The 15894-nt window shown below is 39.2% G+C and carries 17 protein-coding genes; 15 read left to right on the top strand and 2 right to left on the bottom strand.

Annotation, left to right across the window (positions count from 1 at the left end; genetic code table 11):
- Positions 1–33: 33 nt before the first annotated feature.
- The 15 genes from AC1TO4_RS10385 (at position 34) to AC1TO4_RS10315 (ending at position 13832) form a co-directional block, all read left to right on the top strand.
- Positions 34–291 carry a hypothetical protein gene (locus AC1TO4_RS10385; RefSeq protein WP_482100751.1) on the top strand — a complete coding sequence of 86 codons (258 nt, stop codon included), beginning with the start codon at positions 34–36 and terminating at the stop codon, positions 289–291.
- Positions 284–1381: a sporulation protein YqfD gene (locus tag AC1TO4_RS10380; RefSeq protein ID WP_482105259.1), complete on the top strand. Its 1098-nt coding sequence runs from the start codon at positions 284–286 to the stop codon at positions 1379–1381. Before AC1TO4_RS10385 ends, AC1TO4_RS10380 begins: the two co-directional genes overlap by 8 nt.
- Before the next feature lie 4 nt (positions 1382–1385).
- Complete coding sequence (locus AC1TO4_RS10375) at positions 1386–2330, top strand: PhoH family protein (protein WP_482101007.1); 945 nt, start codon at positions 1386–1388, stop codon at positions 2328–2330.
- Between the two features lie 85 nt (positions 2331–2415).
- The gene (locus tag AC1TO4_RS10370; RefSeq protein ID WP_482105258.1) at positions 2416–4530 is read left to right on the top strand and encodes an HD family phosphohydrolase; all 2115 of its coding nucleotides are present in this window, start codon (positions 2416–2418) and stop codon (positions 4528–4530) included.
- Positions 4531–4551: 21 nt separating this feature from the next.
- On the top strand, positions 4552–5022 hold the full coding sequence (gene ybeY, locus AC1TO4_RS10365; RefSeq protein ID WP_482100748.1) for an rRNA maturation RNase YbeY: 471 nt from the start codon (positions 4552–4554) through the stop codon (positions 5020–5022).
- Between the two features lie 7 nt (positions 5023–5029).
- On the top strand, positions 5030–5380 hold the full coding sequence (locus AC1TO4_RS10360) for a diacylglycerol kinase family protein (protein ID WP_482100747.1): 351 nt from the start codon (positions 5030–5032) through the stop codon (positions 5378–5380).
- A 17-nt stretch (positions 5381–5397) separates the two neighbouring features.
- Positions 5398–5808, top strand: coding sequence for a cytidine deaminase (locus tag AC1TO4_RS10355; protein WP_482105257.1), 411 nt, complete (start codon positions 5398–5400; stop codon positions 5806–5808).
- Complete coding sequence (gene era / locus AC1TO4_RS10350) at positions 5792–6706, top strand: GTPase Era (RefSeq protein ID WP_482105256.1); 915 nt, start codon at positions 5792–5794, stop codon at positions 6704–6706. The genes AC1TO4_RS10355 and era overlap by 17 nt, the downstream gene beginning before the upstream one ends.
- A 28-nt stretch (positions 6707–6734) precedes the next feature.
- Positions 6735–7529: a DNA repair protein RecO gene (gene recO, locus AC1TO4_RS10345; RefSeq protein ID WP_482100744.1), complete on the top strand. Its 795-nt coding sequence runs from the start codon at positions 6735–6737 to the stop codon at positions 7527–7529.
- 456 nt (positions 7530–7985) lie between these two features.
- Positions 7986–8369, top strand: a complete 384-nt coding sequence (locus tag AC1TO4_RS10340) for a CidA/LrgA family protein (protein ID WP_482105255.1) — start codon at positions 7986–7988, stop codon at positions 8367–8369.
- Positions 8360–9049, top strand: a complete 690-nt coding sequence (locus tag AC1TO4_RS10335; protein WP_482105254.1) for an LrgB family protein — start codon at positions 8360–8362, stop codon at positions 9047–9049. Before AC1TO4_RS10340 ends, AC1TO4_RS10335 begins: the two co-directional genes overlap by 10 nt.
- A gap of 152 nt (positions 9050–9201) precedes the next feature.
- Positions 9202–10062: a YitT family protein gene (locus tag AC1TO4_RS10330; protein ID WP_482100741.1), complete on the top strand. Its 861-nt coding sequence runs from the start codon at positions 9202–9204 to the stop codon at positions 10060–10062.
- Positions 10063–10380: 318 nt separating this feature from the next.
- Positions 10381–11187, top strand: a complete 807-nt coding sequence (locus AC1TO4_RS10325) for an NUDIX domain-containing protein (RefSeq protein WP_482105253.1) — start codon at positions 10381–10383, stop codon at positions 11185–11187.
- Between the two features lie 165 nt (positions 11188–11352).
- Positions 11353–12261, top strand: coding sequence for a cysteine hydrolase family protein (locus tag AC1TO4_RS10320; protein ID WP_482105252.1), 909 nt, complete (start codon positions 11353–11355; stop codon positions 12259–12261).
- A gap of 104 nt (positions 12262–12365) precedes the next feature.
- Positions 12366–13832, top strand: a complete 1467-nt coding sequence (locus AC1TO4_RS10315; protein ID WP_482105251.1) for a nicotinate phosphoribosyltransferase — start codon at positions 12366–12368, stop codon at positions 13830–13832.
- A gap of 306 nt (positions 13833–14138) precedes the next feature.
- Here the strand turns inward: AC1TO4_RS10315 and AC1TO4_RS10310 are convergent, their stop codons facing one another.
- Complete coding sequence (locus tag AC1TO4_RS10310; RefSeq protein WP_482105250.1) at positions 14139–14678, bottom strand: 3H domain-containing protein; 540 nt, start codon at positions 14676–14678, stop codon at positions 14139–14141.
- 46 nt (positions 14679–14724) lie between these two features.
- Positions 14725–15864, bottom strand: a complete 1140-nt coding sequence (locus tag AC1TO4_RS10305) for an IscS subfamily cysteine desulfurase (protein WP_482105249.1) — start codon at positions 15862–15864, stop codon at positions 14725–14727.
- Positions 15865–15894: the final 30 nt, after the last annotated feature.

Raw genomic sequence — 15894 nt, 5'->3', positions numbered from 1 at the left:
AAATCATACAATGCGGATAGGGGGTTTTATATTTTGAGAAAACTATTTAATACCGGTTCATCAATTACAATTGAGGATTTTTCATCATTACGAATCACTGGTCCTTACTCTTTGCTGAAACTTGGCCCCGATTTTGCGATTATTAGCAGCGGAGAATACAAGATTGAAGTGTCAGGGACTGACTTAACAGTTGAAACACTAACGGAGGAAGTGGCCCTTTTTACATTTACCTCCATTAGTGCGATGAACATTAAAACTGGTGAAAAACAGGAAGCTGTGTATGATGCGTAAACGGTATGCTGTTAAAGTTTCAGGCGACGGTGACCTTCCTGGATTTCTCACAAAATTGGTGACAATAGGAACAAAAATAACATCGTTATCGGTTGTTGATGGTGTTGCTCGTTTTCGGACGGATCGTAGTGGGCTTCGTACTATCCGGCGCAATAGAAGGAATTATCGATTAAAAGTGGCAATCTCAATTGCAGATCTTCAGTCGGGTTCAATAGTTTTTTTTTCTACAGGTCGTTTTCTTATAGCCTGTCTTATTCCGTTAGCGGCATCCTATTTCCTCTGGTCAGTAGAAATTGAATCTGATATCCCTGAAGTCGTGGATAGAATTGAGAAGAAACTTGAAAAAGGTTCAATTGTTCCGTTAAGACCTTTAGCTCTGATCCCAGATGAAGGTGAAATTCGCCGAAACCTTATGCTAGATGATCCGAATTTGTCTTGGGTTAGATTTAGACGGGTCGGTACATCGCTCACGGTTATACCCATGATTTCGCCTCCCTCAAATAACATAGTCGAAGCTGAAGAGGCCCCATCTAACCTCGTAGCGCGTACCGGGGGTGTAATTACACGTTTTGAATTGAAAAGAGGTGAACGGGTCAGTCGAGTTCATCAGACTGTAAAAGAAGGGGACGTGCTTGCTACGGGAATCCTTGAACAAGGCGATAAAACAACAATTGTAGCTGCGGACGGAGCCGTTTATGCAGATTACTGGGTTGAATATTCATTCAGCTTGCCAAAAGAAATGAAATTCCAGTTGCAAGGTGAAGAAATTGTTAAATATTCATTTAACCCTCCGTGGAAGCAGCAAGGAGAAAAGAAGTGGACTCCGCAATCTTTTATTAAAATGGAAAGACATGTGGAAGAGACTGCAGGACAGTTTGAATTGGTTAAAGGGATGGAGGAAACAGTACTAATTCCCTTACTAAAAAACAAGCTATTATCGGAATCTTTTTCAAAAGCAATAATTAAAGATGAAAATATTTTACACGTGACATTCGGTAATGATAAAGTTAGTGGGACTATATTGTTTCTGATCAATGACAATATAGCTGTTAAAAGACTGATTCCCAAGGAGACTGAGCCTATTGGATGAGCAAATGATTCAACTTCATGTTGAAGACCCTAATGAAACAGTGATGCTTCTTGGCATTTCTGACCAGAATATGAAGCTGATTGAGGAAGAACTGAACATTTCAGTATTGACCAGAGGTGACACGATTTCAATCAGTGGTGATGAAGAGAATAGGAATTCAGCAAAAGTGCTTTTGGAGCAGTTATTGAAAGTAATACGTAAAGGTACTAATATTAATCAACGAGATGTCTCGACAGCCCTCGAGATGGTGAAAAGTGGCACAATCGAATATTTTGCTGAACTGTACGATGAAGAAATTTCTAGGAATATGAAAGGAAAGGCGATTCGCGCGAAAACGATTGGTCAGCGTGAATACGTTAGTGCAGTTCGTTCGAGAGATCTTGTATTTTGTATTGGTCCAGCGGGAACAGGAAAGACATACTTAGCAGTCGTACTAGCTGTACTGGCGATGAAAACAGGATCTGCCAAAAAGATAATACTTACACGACCAGCAGTCGAGGCTGGAGAGAGTCTTGGGTTCCTCCCAGGCGACTTGAAAGAAAAAGTCGACCCATACCTGCGTCCGCTATACGACGCCCTCCATGACGTGCTGGGAGCAGAACAGACGGATAGACTTATGGAGCGGGGAGTTATTGAAATTGCGCCCCTTGCTTATATGAGGGGACGAACACTCGACGACGCCTTTATTATTTTGGATGAAGCGCAAAATACGACAAAAGCACAGATGAAAATGTTCTTGACACGACTCGGTTTTGGTTCGAAAATGGTAATCAATGGGGACAAAACCCAAATTGACTTGCCACGAGGCACTGAATCAGGCTTAATTGTCGCAGAAAAAATTCTAAGTAACGTAAGTGATATTCATTTCCAATATCTAGAACAAGGGGATGTCGTACGCCACCCACTCGTAGCCAAAATAATTGAAGCGTATGAACAGGAGCAGTCATAGAAAGTGACTGCTTTTTCTTTAGAATCATCGCTGCTCTAATTGTAGTCATAGAGAAGCAGGGGGAGAGATTCCAATTTTTAAGCCAATGGGGAAACTTTTTAAAACACTTAAGTTCAATTACTTGTCGCTATTTTTATTAGCGATATCAATGATACTCCTTTTTACTTTCATGTATGGCAGCGTTAAAAAAGAAACCTATGAGGTAAAACTTTTTCAAATTTCATTGGATACCATACGTTCATTAAAAACGGTAGAAGATACTGTGAAAACAGAGCAGGAAAGAGAACGCGCGGCTAATGAAGTTAATCCATACTATCAATTTTCCGAAGATGTTGTGAAAAATAGGCAAGCGATTGCAACGTCTATATTTGACTTGCTTATTGAAGTGAAAACTTCGAGTGAACCTGGAAAAACTGAAACAGAAGCGCCAACTAAGTCCGCCAAAGAACAACTCCCGACTATGCGGGCTAAACTTGCGAGCCTGGAAAAGGAAGAAACTGGACTGCGCTTGAGTGATGAAGCCCTTACCAGTCTCTTAGCACAAAACACAGAGACATTGCTTAATATGCAGAAAATACTTGTCAATGTTATTGGGGAGGAATTATCGAAACCTGTCAGGACTTCAGATTTGTCGACTGTACGCGACGAAGTCGAACGGGAAATTCGACTTACGGAAGCGGTTCCGTCTTCTGTCTTACAAACACTAATTGCGATTAGCAAATCCCTTATTGTTGAGACAGAATCGATTAACGAAGATATGACGAAGGCACGGGTCGTACAAGCTAAGGAATCTGTAGAGCCTACACGTATTTTACAAGGGCAAGTAATTGTACGTGAAGGCCAAGTTATCGATAAAGAAGTATACAGGCAATTGGAGCTTGCAGGTGTGTTGTCAAACCAGTCATCCATGAAGCCATTGGTTGGCCTGATTATCTTTGTTGTAATTATCGGTGCAATCATTTATATGCACTTTGGATCTTGGAACGAAAATAGAGTAACAAAAAGAAAAGCATTACTTATTGCGCTATCAGTCTTTTTTCTATTAGTAGTCATTATGAAGTTACTATCGCTTATTGGAAAGGATTTTGATGTCCTTCTCGCATTTCTATTCCCAACAGCCCTTGCACCAATGTTAATGAAGCTGTTAACCAATGAACGTCTTGCGATATTGTCAACAATCATCACGGCTGCAACTGCGGGAATAATTCTTCAGGAAGGTTATGCAGCAATCATTCAAATGGAAGTTGCATTATACATACTTTTCGGCGGTATTGTGAGCTTATATTTGCTTGGTAATGGTGGGAGACGTTCGAATATTTTACGGACAAGTCTTGGGGTATCCGTTTCAAATATGATGTTTATCGCATTTTACCTCTTGATGACACAGTCTTCTTATGATTTGACGGAGCTAGTGTATTATGTGATAGCGGCAATTGCTTCTGGTATTTTATCTGGAGCACTTACAATCGGTCTCATGCCATTTTTTGAGTCTGCCTTTCGATTATTGTCCGACATGCGTCTAATCGAATTATCCAATCCAAATCATCCATTGTTGAAAAAGGTTTTGACCGAAACACCAGGTACTTATCATCATAGTGTTATGGTTGCCAATCTGGCTGATGCGGCGTGCGAATCGATTGGAGCGAATGGACTTCTTGCAAGAGTCGGGAGCTATTATCACGACATTGGCAAGACCATCAGACCGGGCTTTTTTATAGAAAATCAGCTTGCTGGACAAAATCCTCATGATGCTTTACCACCGGAGAAAAGTAGGGACATTATTATCGCCCATGCGGAAGATGGTGCAAAGCTGCTTGAAAAGCACAAGATGCCAGCTGAAATCATCGATATCGCGCGTCAACATCATGGTACGAGTACATTAAAGTATTTTTACTTTAAAGCGAAGGAATCTGGTATGGATGTTAAGGAGGAGGAATTTCGGTATTCGGGTCCTAGACCGCAAACAAAAGAAATCGCAATAATATCAGTAGCTGACAGTGTTGAAGCAGCAGTACGTTCGATGAAAGAACCCACACCACAAAAAATAGCAGCACTTGTAAAATCGATTGTAAATGATAAATTAAATGATGGCCAATTCGATGAATGTGATCTTTCAATGAAAGAATTAAAGACAGCTGAAAGAGTTATTTGCGAAACATTGAATGGGATATTCCACAACCGTATTGAATATCCAAAGTGAGTTTGAAAGGAGTGTCAGAGAATGCTGGAAATTTATTTTGAAGATGAAACTAAAAAAGTAGATAAAGAAACAGAAGACTTGATAAGAGAATTGCTAAGCCATGCTTCAGTAGAAGAAGGTTTGACTGGAGAAATAGAATTGGCTGTAACATTCATGACAGATGAGGAAATACAAGAAGTGAATTCTGAATATCGTGGTAAAAATGTTCCGACAGATGTTATTTCATTTGCTCTTGAAGAGATGACGGAAGGCGAAATTGCAATAATTCCGATAGAAGGCATGCCGACCGTATTAGGTGATATACTTATATCAGTGGAAACAGCTGGTAGGCAAGCAGAAGAGTATGGGCACGATTTTCATCGTGAAATCGGTTTTCTAGCACTGCATGGTTTTTTGCATCTGCTAGGGTACGATCATATGACAGAAGTTGACGAAGCTAAAATGGTCGGCAGGCAGAAAGAGATTCTCGCATCATTCGGACTTGAGAGGTGAATACTCGATGCGGAAGTTTTTGCTATCATTCGTCTACGCGTGGAATGGAATCCGTCACGGTATACTAGTAGAACGAAATGCTAAATTGCATTTATTTTCCGCTATTATTGTCGTGTCTGCAGGAGTACTGACTGGATTGTCACGATACGAATGGTTTATCATTCTCATTTTGATTGGCGGGATGCTCGCACTTGAAATGTTGAATTCGGCGGTGGAACGTGTTGTTGATCTTGTAACAGATACGCGCCATCCGCTTGCAAAACAGGCGAAAGATCTTGCTGCGGGTGCTGTGCTAATATACGCAATGATTAGTGCATTAATCGGGTTGATTATTTTTTTACCGAGATGGTTTAACTAAATTGAAGAGGTGTTTTTATGGATGTAGAACAATTATTAAATGAGTCGAAAAAAGCACGTGAAAAAGCGTATGTACCATACTCGAAGTTTCCGGTCGGGGCTGCACTTTTGGCTGACGATGGAACTATTTATCACGGTTGTAATATTGAAAACTCTGCATACAGTATGACGAATTGTGCGGAAAGAACGGCATTTTTTAAAGCGGTTTCCGATGGTGTACGGACGTTCAAAGCACTTGCAGTAATTGGCGATACGCAAGGTCCAATCTCCCCGTGCGGAGCATGCAGACAAGTCATAGCTGAATTTTGTGATGGCGCAATGCCTGTATATCTGACAAACTTAAATGGGGACGTAGAAGAAACAACGGTAGCAAAATTGCTTCCGGGCGCATTTTCCAAGGAGGATCTTTCATATGCAGCAAAACAATAATAAGTTTAAATCAGGGTTCATATCGATTATTGGCCGCCCTAATGTTGGTAAATCAACATTTCTAAACCATGTAGTCGGTCAGAAAATTGCCATCATGAGCGATAAACCCCAGACAACACGCAATAAAGTGCAAGGGGTTGTTACAACAGATGAATCACAAATAATATTCATTGACACTCCAGGAATTCATAAGCCAAAGCATAAGCTTGGTGATTTCATGGTGAAAACTGCTCGTAACACGTTAAAAGAAGTAGATATAATCATGTTCATGGTTAATGCTGACGAAGCGATTGGCCGCGGTGATCGATTCATCATCGACTTACTTGAAAACTCGGAGACACCCGTGTTTTTAATCATCAATAAAATTGACCTAGTACACCCAGACGAGTTGTTTAAAATTATCACATCTTATACTTCCGAATTCGATTTCGCTGAAATTGTTCCAATTTCAGCTTTAAACGGTAATAATGTGGAGCGTTTGCTAGAAACGATGACGAAGTACTTACCTGAAGGGCCCAAATATTACCCTGATGATCAAGTAACGGATCATCCTGAGCGATTCATTATTTCTGAATTAATTCGCGAAAAAGTATTACATCTAACGAGAGAAGAAATTCCACATTCCATAGCTGTTGTTATTGAAAAGATTGAACGCGAGGAATCACGTGAAATGGTTAACGTAATGGCAACGATTGTCGTTGACCGCGATTCTCAGAAAGGCATTGTTATCGGTAAAAAAGGTGCATTGCTTAAAGAAATCGGCACGAAAGCAAGATATGATATTGAAATGTTACTTGGTTCAAAAGTATTTCTTGAGTTGTGGGTTAAAGTGCAAAAAGATTGGCGTAATAAGCCAGGTCAACTGAAAGAATTCGGTTTCAGGGACGATGAGTATTAAGAAATGAGTTGCATAAGTTGACAAAGAGGTGATTGCTTCGCTGAACAAATGGGAAGGAATCATTTTAAGAGGCATTCCGTATGGCGAGTCCAACAAAATTGTTACGCTGTTCACACGTGAAGGCGGTAAAATGACGGCAATGGCGCGTGGTGCGAAGAAACCGGCTAGCAGGCTAGCAGCAGTCACACAACCCTTCACACACGGTTCATTTCTGATTCGAACTGGCAGAGGAATGGGGACACTTGAACAGGGTGAACCACTCGACTCAATGCGGCATATTCGAGAAGACTTGGAAGCAACGGCCTATGCCAGTTATATTGTCGAATTGATTGATAAGCTTACTGAAGATAATGAACGTATCGTGGGAATATATGGATTGTTATATGATGCGCTTCACGCAATTAACGAACAATATGACCCCGAAGCGATTGCGTTATTCGTTGAGTGGAAAATGTTACCGATAGCTGGCATTCATCCAGTTCTTCATCAATGTGCAAACTGCGGAGCGACAGAGGGAGAGTTTGCATTTTCCTTTATGCAAACCGGTTTTATCTGCCATAGATGCTTCCAGGTAGACAAATTTGCAACCCGAATTACACCAAGTCAATTAAAACTGATTCGGACATTTTATACAGTCCCCATCAATCGAGTTGGTAATTTGACATTGAAAAAGACAACGAAAGAATTCATGAAAAAACTTGTTCGTACAATTTACGATGAGCAAGTGGGAATTCGTTTGAAGTCGAGATCATTCCTCGATCAGCTAGATTCGACACCCGAACTATTGCCCAGAAAAGAAAAACCTAAAGAAGAAAGCGAATAACTTTCTGAAATAGAAACCCCGAATTCTGGACTCTTTTAACTAGAGCCTGAATTCGGGGTTTATTATCGGTAAAAAGATTTACTCACTAATCACTCGTACTGTTCCATAATAACGTTGGCATTGAGAAATTTAAATTTCAAAATTGCCCTCAGCAAGCATACTGAATTCGGGACCCTTTAGTGCGAATTCTATAGGGTCACCACTTTCAACGTGAAACGTGACATACTACTTTGTACTAGCAGATAAATAGGTGAATATAGCTGCAAAATGCCCCAATGTATTTAGGATAATAGACTTGCCATTATTGGTCTTGGCGTAAAAGTAGTTTCAGAAGTCTATCGTAAAACGTTGAAAATTCATTGCGACCTTTGATATTTACATAGTAAATCTCTATACTGATACGAATAGAGCATCAAGTTAATGTGAAGGAAAGTAATAAAAGGGGGCAGCGTATTTTTGAAATACATAAAAATATTTTCGCAGATCGTAATTTTATATGGTTTTGTCCTAATCGGTAACTGGTTAAGAGACTTCCTGCACTTACCACTTTCAGGAAGTATAATCGGTCTTTTATTATTACTAGCAGCTCTTTCATTAAAAATATATAAGCTTGAATGGATAGAATCGGGTGCTTACTTTCTTTTAGCTTATTTGCCACTATATTTTATCCCTGCAACTGTCGGTGTGATGAATTATTGGCATGTTTTTGCAGGAATTGGTTTTTTGTTAATTCCAATTACCATAGTTAGCACGCTATTGGCGATGTGGATTTCCGGCACTACAAGTCAATCCTTGGCTCGTAAATCTGCAAAAAGTAAGGAGCAGGTTTCATGCGAATAATAATGCTTTCCATTCTGTTTTTAGTACTAACCCTCGCTATATATCTTGTGATGAATTTCGTATTTGTTAAATTTCGCAGAGTGTTCCTAATCCCAATCCTGACAACAACAATTGGAATCATATTGGTACTAGTGCTTTTCAAAGTTCCTTATGAAACATATATGCTTGGTGGAAAGTGGGTGGATTTGCTTTTGGGACCCGCGATTGTAGCATTGGCAATTCCTTTATATAAACAAAGGGAATTGATAAAAAAATACATGCTTGCGATCCTTGGTGGTATTTCGGTCGGTGCTGTTGTTGGTATGTTAAGTGGAGTAATATTTGTTAAACTTGCTGGTTTCTCAAAGGAAATCGTCATGTCATTATTACCAAAATCGATTACAACACCTATCGCTATTCAAATATCTTCAACACTTGGCGGTGTTCCTTCGTTAACCATCGCTTTTGTAATGATTGCAGGTTTCACTGGAATCATAATTGGACCGGCGTTGTTGAAATGGATGCACATTGATACAACAATTGGCCGAGGAATTGCATTAGGGACGGCTGCTCACGCACTGGGAACTTCGAAAGCAATCGACTACGGTGAGGAGGAAGCATCCTACAGCTCCCTTGCTATGACACTTTCGGCAATTATCGGTTCTGTCATAGGTCCGATTGTGGCTTGGATGTTTTATTGAAGGATAATAAGAATCAAAAGAGTGTATGTTAGGGAAAGGAATTCTTTTTTAAAGTCCATTTCCTATCAATCACAGTATTGTAGTATCTAGTAAATAGGAAATGTTGAATAAATGGTCTAGTTCACAGAAAAACTCACAAACCGGAGGTACCTATGTTTTTTATGGAAGCAAAACGTATTATTGTTGTTATTTTTGGTTCGTTATTAGTTGCAATATCACTTAACTTCTTTTTAATTAATGCAAATGTTTACGCGAGTGGATTTGCTGGGGCTGCGCAGCTAGCTTCTAGTTTGTTTGAAGATTATACCGATTTTAGCATTAGTACGGGAATCTTGCTGTTATTATTTAATATTCCTGTCTTTATTTTAGGATGGTACAAAGTAGGAAAAGGATTTACCATTTATAGCATTATTTCCGTTATATTTGCTACTATCTTTATGGAAATATTACCTGTAATCTCAGTGTCCGATGATATTATTTTAAATGCAGTAATTGGTGGGGTAATTGCTGGCGTAGGTGTCGGATTATCCTTAAAGTTAGGTGCATCTACTGGCGGTATGGATATTGTTGCAATGTTTTTATCACGATTACAAGACAAGCCAATCGGTACTTATTTTTTAATTCTTAACGGGGTTATTATTGTTATGGCTGGTATTTTATATGAGCCTGAAAATGCCTTATATACAATGTTAGCGTTGTATACTACGACAGCCGTAATTGATATGATCCATACACGTCATGAAAAAGTAACAGCAATGATTGTTACAGTTAAAGCAGATGAGCTACAGCATGCTATTCATCAAAAAATGGTGCGCGGAATTACGATTATTCCTGTAAAAGGGGCATATACAAAAGAAGATAAAAATATGATGTATTTGGTCATTACGCGTTATGAATTATATGATTTGGAAACAATTATTAAAGAGGTAGATCCAAAAGCATTTACAAACATTGTACAGACTGTTGGCGTTTTTGGGTTCTTTAGACGAGAAGGCGAAGTAATTAATAAGTAAAGCGGGTATTTCGTCAATCGAAGAGATAACTTTCATACAAAAAGGATGGCTAAGATTACCTTAGCTGTCCTTTTTAATATTTGAAACTGATAGTCATTAAGAGCAAAATATATACAGGAAAGATTTCTTGCTATTTTTATTTAGCTGATATATAATTGAATTAACGATTTGTTAATTGTTAATTGTTAATTGAAATGAAAGTTTTTGATTTTAAGAAATGATAAATAGATAGTTATCTGTTGAACAGCAATGGGCGTCTCTAAGGAAAAAATGAAGTCTAATCGACAGTTGGTTTATAAGCAAAGGAGATGAAATTGGATGTCAAAATTTAATACAGAAGAAGCACTACAACATTATGATTCGAGTCAGTACAGAACGCCGGATGGGTATACAAGTGATATTGCGATATTTACATTACTCCGCAATGAGGAATCGACTGTTGGAAGTGATTCGACTTCTATTCACTCATTAGCTTTGATGTTGATTAAACGGGCAGAGTTCGATGCTGAAGGTGAACCTAACATCGAAGGCGGAAAATGGGCTTTACCAGGAGGGTTTATCCATCCAGAAGAAACAGCATACGAAGCGGCTAAGCGGGAACTGAAAGAAGAAACAGGTGTAGATGGTATTCACATCGAACACTATGGTGTGTATGACAAATTAGGTAGAGATAAACGCGGATGGATAATATCTAATGCACATTACGCAATTGTTCCTGAAGAAAACGTTGAAAATATGGAAGCTTCTGATGATGCTGAAGATGTTCAATTATTTACGATAGATGAAGTCTTTACGTTAGATTTGGCTTTTGATCATTACCAAGTGATTAAAGATGCTTTGGAAGCCGTTCGAAAAGATGTGTTTCAAACAACGGTGGTTAAAAACTTTTTAACAGAGGAATTCAAGTTGGAAGATTTACGCCAAGTGTTGCTTGCGATTATTAATGACCCTGTTGTGAATAGTAAGCCTGGGTTCTTTAGAAAAGCACCAAGTCTGCCTTTTATCGTAGCTGCGTTAGATAAAAATCATATACCTAAAACAGCAGAACCAACGAGCACTACCAAACGACCAACAAAATTATACCGATTTGTAGATGTAGACATTACGCCTTCGATTTGGCGCTAAATTTGTGAATGGGGTATGTACCTGAACTTGTGAATCAATAAAATATGGATGCCTACTGTTGCAGGCAGTAAGGTGTCCGAAATCTCTAGTTTTTTATTTTTCAGTATAACAATTAACAAATGTGTAATTGTTAATTTAGATTAAAACTAAAGGAGTGTGTTGAAAATGATGAAAACTAAATTTGAGGAAATCGTTGATGTTTCAAGGGTTGGAAGTGAGAATTCGAAGGGATTAAATGAATTAATGGTCCTTGCGAATGCGGAGAAAATGGCACCTTCAAGAGGAGATGTTGAAAGAGTATTGTTCATAGGGATTGATATTCAAAATGACTTTATGGAAAACGGAGAACTAGGTGTCCCAAATTCCCATAAGGATGTTGAACGTGTAACTAAGTTCCTTTATCAAAACCTAGATAAGGTGACGACGATTGCCTTGTCGTTAGATACACATCAAATGCACCAAATATTCCATCCGAGTTGGTGGGTAGATGCAGAGGGGAATCATCCTGTTCCATTTACAGTCATCACAACAGAAGATGTTGAAAAAGGTAAGTGGATGGCTGTAGAAAAACAACAAGAAAGCTTGGCGTACATTATTCACTTAGAGCGTTTAGGGAAAAAACAATTGTTGATATGGTCTTATCATTGCATTGAAGGGACCCATGGCGCCGCCTTAGAAGGTCAGTTTTCGAATATGGTTCACTTTCATTCTGTGATACGGAAGTCCAGCATACAAAAAATTGTGAAAGGGCAAGACCCATTAAGCGAAATGTATGGAATCATTCAGCCGGAGTATGCCAAAACAGACGGAACAAATTATGCGTTTCTTCAATCCCTACTCGCTTACGATAAAATTGTTATCGCTGGGGAAGCAAAATCTCACTGTGTATTGGAATCCGTTCGGCAGATAGTTGAGTACTACGGATACAAGCATGAATTGCCATCAAAGATTTATTTGTTAGATGACTGCATGAGTCCCATCCCTGGATTCGAAGTATCAACAGAGCATGCATTTAAAGAACTTCAAAAGAATTATGGCTTTCATATTGTGAAATCAACCGAATTTATATTGTGAAAACGAACAAAACACGGCTGTTTGTACAATAAAAGAAGTGGCACTGTTAAAGAGACGGTGCGGTTTAGAAGTAATCAATGAACCTTATAGAGGAGGAGAATTCAATGACTAAAAAGTACTCAGATGATGGGTTAGCACTACACACGGATCTGTATCAAATTAACATGACGGAAACGTATTGGGAAGATGGCATGCACAACAAACGGGCGGTGTTTGAACTCTATTTTCGCAAGTTGCCTTTTGAAACGGGTTACGGTATTTTTGCAGGATTGGAACGAATCATTGAATTCATTAAAGAATACCGTTTCACCGATAGTGATATTGCTTATTTACGTGAAGAATTGGGTTATGCAGAAGACTTCCTGATCTATTTGCAATCGGTGCGCTTTAATGGAACGATTCGAGCAATGAAAGAGGGAGAATTGGTTTTCGCGAATGAGCCGATTCTACAAGTCGAAGCAAGTTTGGCAGAGGCTCAGTTGATAGAGACAGCTCTCTTAAATATTGTGAATTACCAAACACTCATTGCGACGAAAGCAGCACGTATCAAACAAGTGGTAGGAGAACAAACCGTAATGGAATTTGGAACAAGACGTGCACATGAATTAGATGCGGCGGTGTGGGGAACAAGAGCGGCTTATATTGCTGGGTTTTCTGCAACGAGTAATGTAAGAGCCGGTAAGATGTTTGGTATCCCTGTATCTGGAACACACGCACATTCAATGGTTCAGGCGTATAAAGATGAATACAAAGCATTTCATAAATACGCTCGTCGCCATAAAGAGTGTACGTTTTTAGTGGATACCTTTGATACGTTGCGGTCTGGTGTTCCGATAGCGATTCAAGTTGCGCAAGAACTGGGAGACAGCATTAATTTTAATGCGATTCGATTAGATAGCGGCGACTTGGCTTACTTATCAAAGGAAGCTAGAAAAATGTTAGACAAAGCAGGATTCAGTAAAACAAAAATCGTTGCTTCAAACGACTTAGATGAAAAAACCATTATGAACTTGAAGGCGCAAGGAGCGAAAATTGATATGTGGGGTGTCGGAACAAAAGTGATTACCGCATTTGACCAACCTGCTCTCGGTGCTGTTTATAAATTGGTGGCGATTGAGGATGATAACGGTAATATGGTTGACACAATAAAAATATCTGGAAATCCAGAGAAAGTAACGACTCCAGGATTGAAGAAAGTGTATCGTATTGTGAACTTGATGAATAATCGTGCGGAGGGTGATTACATTGCTATGATCGATGAGAATCCGCAAGCGGAAGAAAAAATAAAAATGTTTCACCCGACTCATACGTTTATCTCAAAGTTTGTGACGAACTTTGAAGCGATCGAATTACTCCAGGACATTTTTGCAGAGGGAGAGCTTGTGTATGTGTCCCCATCTATACAGGAAATTCAAGCGTTTGCTAAAAACAATTTAAACCTCCTGTGGGATGAATATAAGCGTACCTTGAATCCAGAACAGTATCCCGTGGATTTAAGTCAGAAATGTTGGGATAATAAAATGAGAAATATTCGTGAGGAACAGGAAAAAGTACAGAAGCTGAATAGCTAAAAGGTTTGAGATACAAGGGAATTAGTAATGGATAGGGTTGAGGGGCAAGGGCGATCCCTTGTCCCTTATGCATGTTGATAGGTTTCATAAGGAAACCTATCAACATGCATGAGAATATTCGTTCTTAAGTATACAATTTAACAGAAATTCTAATAGAGTGATGAACACCTTTCAAGGCTGCTCGGTACATTTATCTAGAATAGAAAAAACGAAAATACACCATCTTGTGAAAGATGATGTGGGTTCGATAAACCTTGTTGTATAGAGGTTTTAAGTATATGAAATTTTCTTCGATATTATAATCCGTCAACCGACGAGGATATCCGCTATTCGTAATGCTTCTTCGGCATTTTTGATTTGGTCTTCATTGTCCGCAACGATTGTGTGTAAGTGAATCCCATCTTCAGATAACTTGGATAAGTAATTGGCTTCAGACTCTCTTATACGATTGATGAACTCTTTCACTTCATTCCGATTTGAAACCATGATAGAAGCACTCAAATCACCATAGACAGGATGCTCAATTTTGACGTCTTTCACAGTAATGCCATTATCGACAAGAATATTAAGTTCTTCCATCGTTTGATCAGAAGTATGCTTGCAAACAATCGTTTTTTTAATTTTCCCATGGGTTTCCTGAGCCTGTATATAAATATATCCTCGACTTGTAGCAACAATAGGTTCATTTTTTGCTTTTAACAAAGTTATATCTCCGACGATTACTTGTCTACTGACATTAGTCATTTCTCCAAGTGTTCTTCCTGTAATGGGTTTAACAGCTGACCTCAATGTATCAATGATTTGCTGCCGACGTTCTTCTCCTAATACTTTTTCATTATCTTTCACCATAAAACCTCCTCGCAATGCCATTTTAACATATTGTAAGTCTGAATCACTTTCGCTTGAATTGTTCCACAACTCTGAGTAGTGAGCTAGTTAAAGAGGATACTGTTTCGTCGGTTGTGCTGGCCCCAAATGAAATTCGGATAAATCCTTTTGCTGTTTGTGCATCAATTCTTAAGGCCATCATTGCTTTTGATGATTGCTGTTGACCTATTTGGCATGCGCTTCCAGTTGATATCGCAAAACCGAGCCGATTTAGCTCCAGCATCATAAGTTGTCCTTCTAAATCTTTTACACCCAATCCAATAATTTGAGGGAGTTGAAAAGTCATATCTTTTGATTCGTAGATTGTAAATAGCTCTGGATATTTTTTTATTTCATCCAGTAAAAGAGCTCGGAAATGGACGTGTTTTTCAACGTCATAGGCATTTTTTGAGCAAAGTTTGGCGGAAGTCACAAAAGCAGCTATTCCCGGTACATTCACGGTTCCGCCCCTGAATCCGGATTCGTGAACAAACCCTGGAAAGACAGGAATAATTCGGTGCCGCGGATTGATGTAAACTGCACCGACACCTTTTGGACCATATACTTTATGACTGGAAACGGTTAAGCTGTCAACAACTTTCGCGATTGGTGTAATATCCATCTTACCGAATGACTGAACGCAGTCACTATGGAGAAGCGTAATGCGTCCGGAAATTAATTGGGCAATCTGTTCAAGAGGTTGAATTGTGCCTAGTTCAGGGTTGATATGCTGGATGCTGACCAATATCGTATCATTTTGAAGCGCTTTTTCGAATAAATCAAGATCGACACGACCGTTTTCATCAAAAGGAACAACTGTTACCGTGAATCCGTCCGCTTTCAAATATTCCAGTGCGGAATCTACAGATGGATGCTCGCCTGCTGATGTAATGATATGACTACCTTGATGCCGATTTGCCTTAGCAAGAGAGACGATTGAAAGGACATTACTTTCCGTACCACCTGAAGTGAAATAGATTCCGGCTGCATTCACCCCTAGCAATTCAGCGAATTCTTTGCGGCATAGTGCCAGCATGTTTTGCGCTTCACCACCAACCTCATGCAAGCTACTTGTATTTCCATAACACTCCTGTGAAAGTTTCAAGTAAACGTATGCTGCATCTGGGTGTAACGGTGTAGTAGCCGCGTAATCGAAATAATGCATAATAGATTCCTCCAAGTTAACTAATAAATT

This window comes from Sporosarcina sp. Y838, from assembly GCF_056786515.1.
The sequence above is the reverse complement of the archived record's forward strand: the minus strand, read 5'-3'. Positions and strand labels throughout refer to the sequence as shown.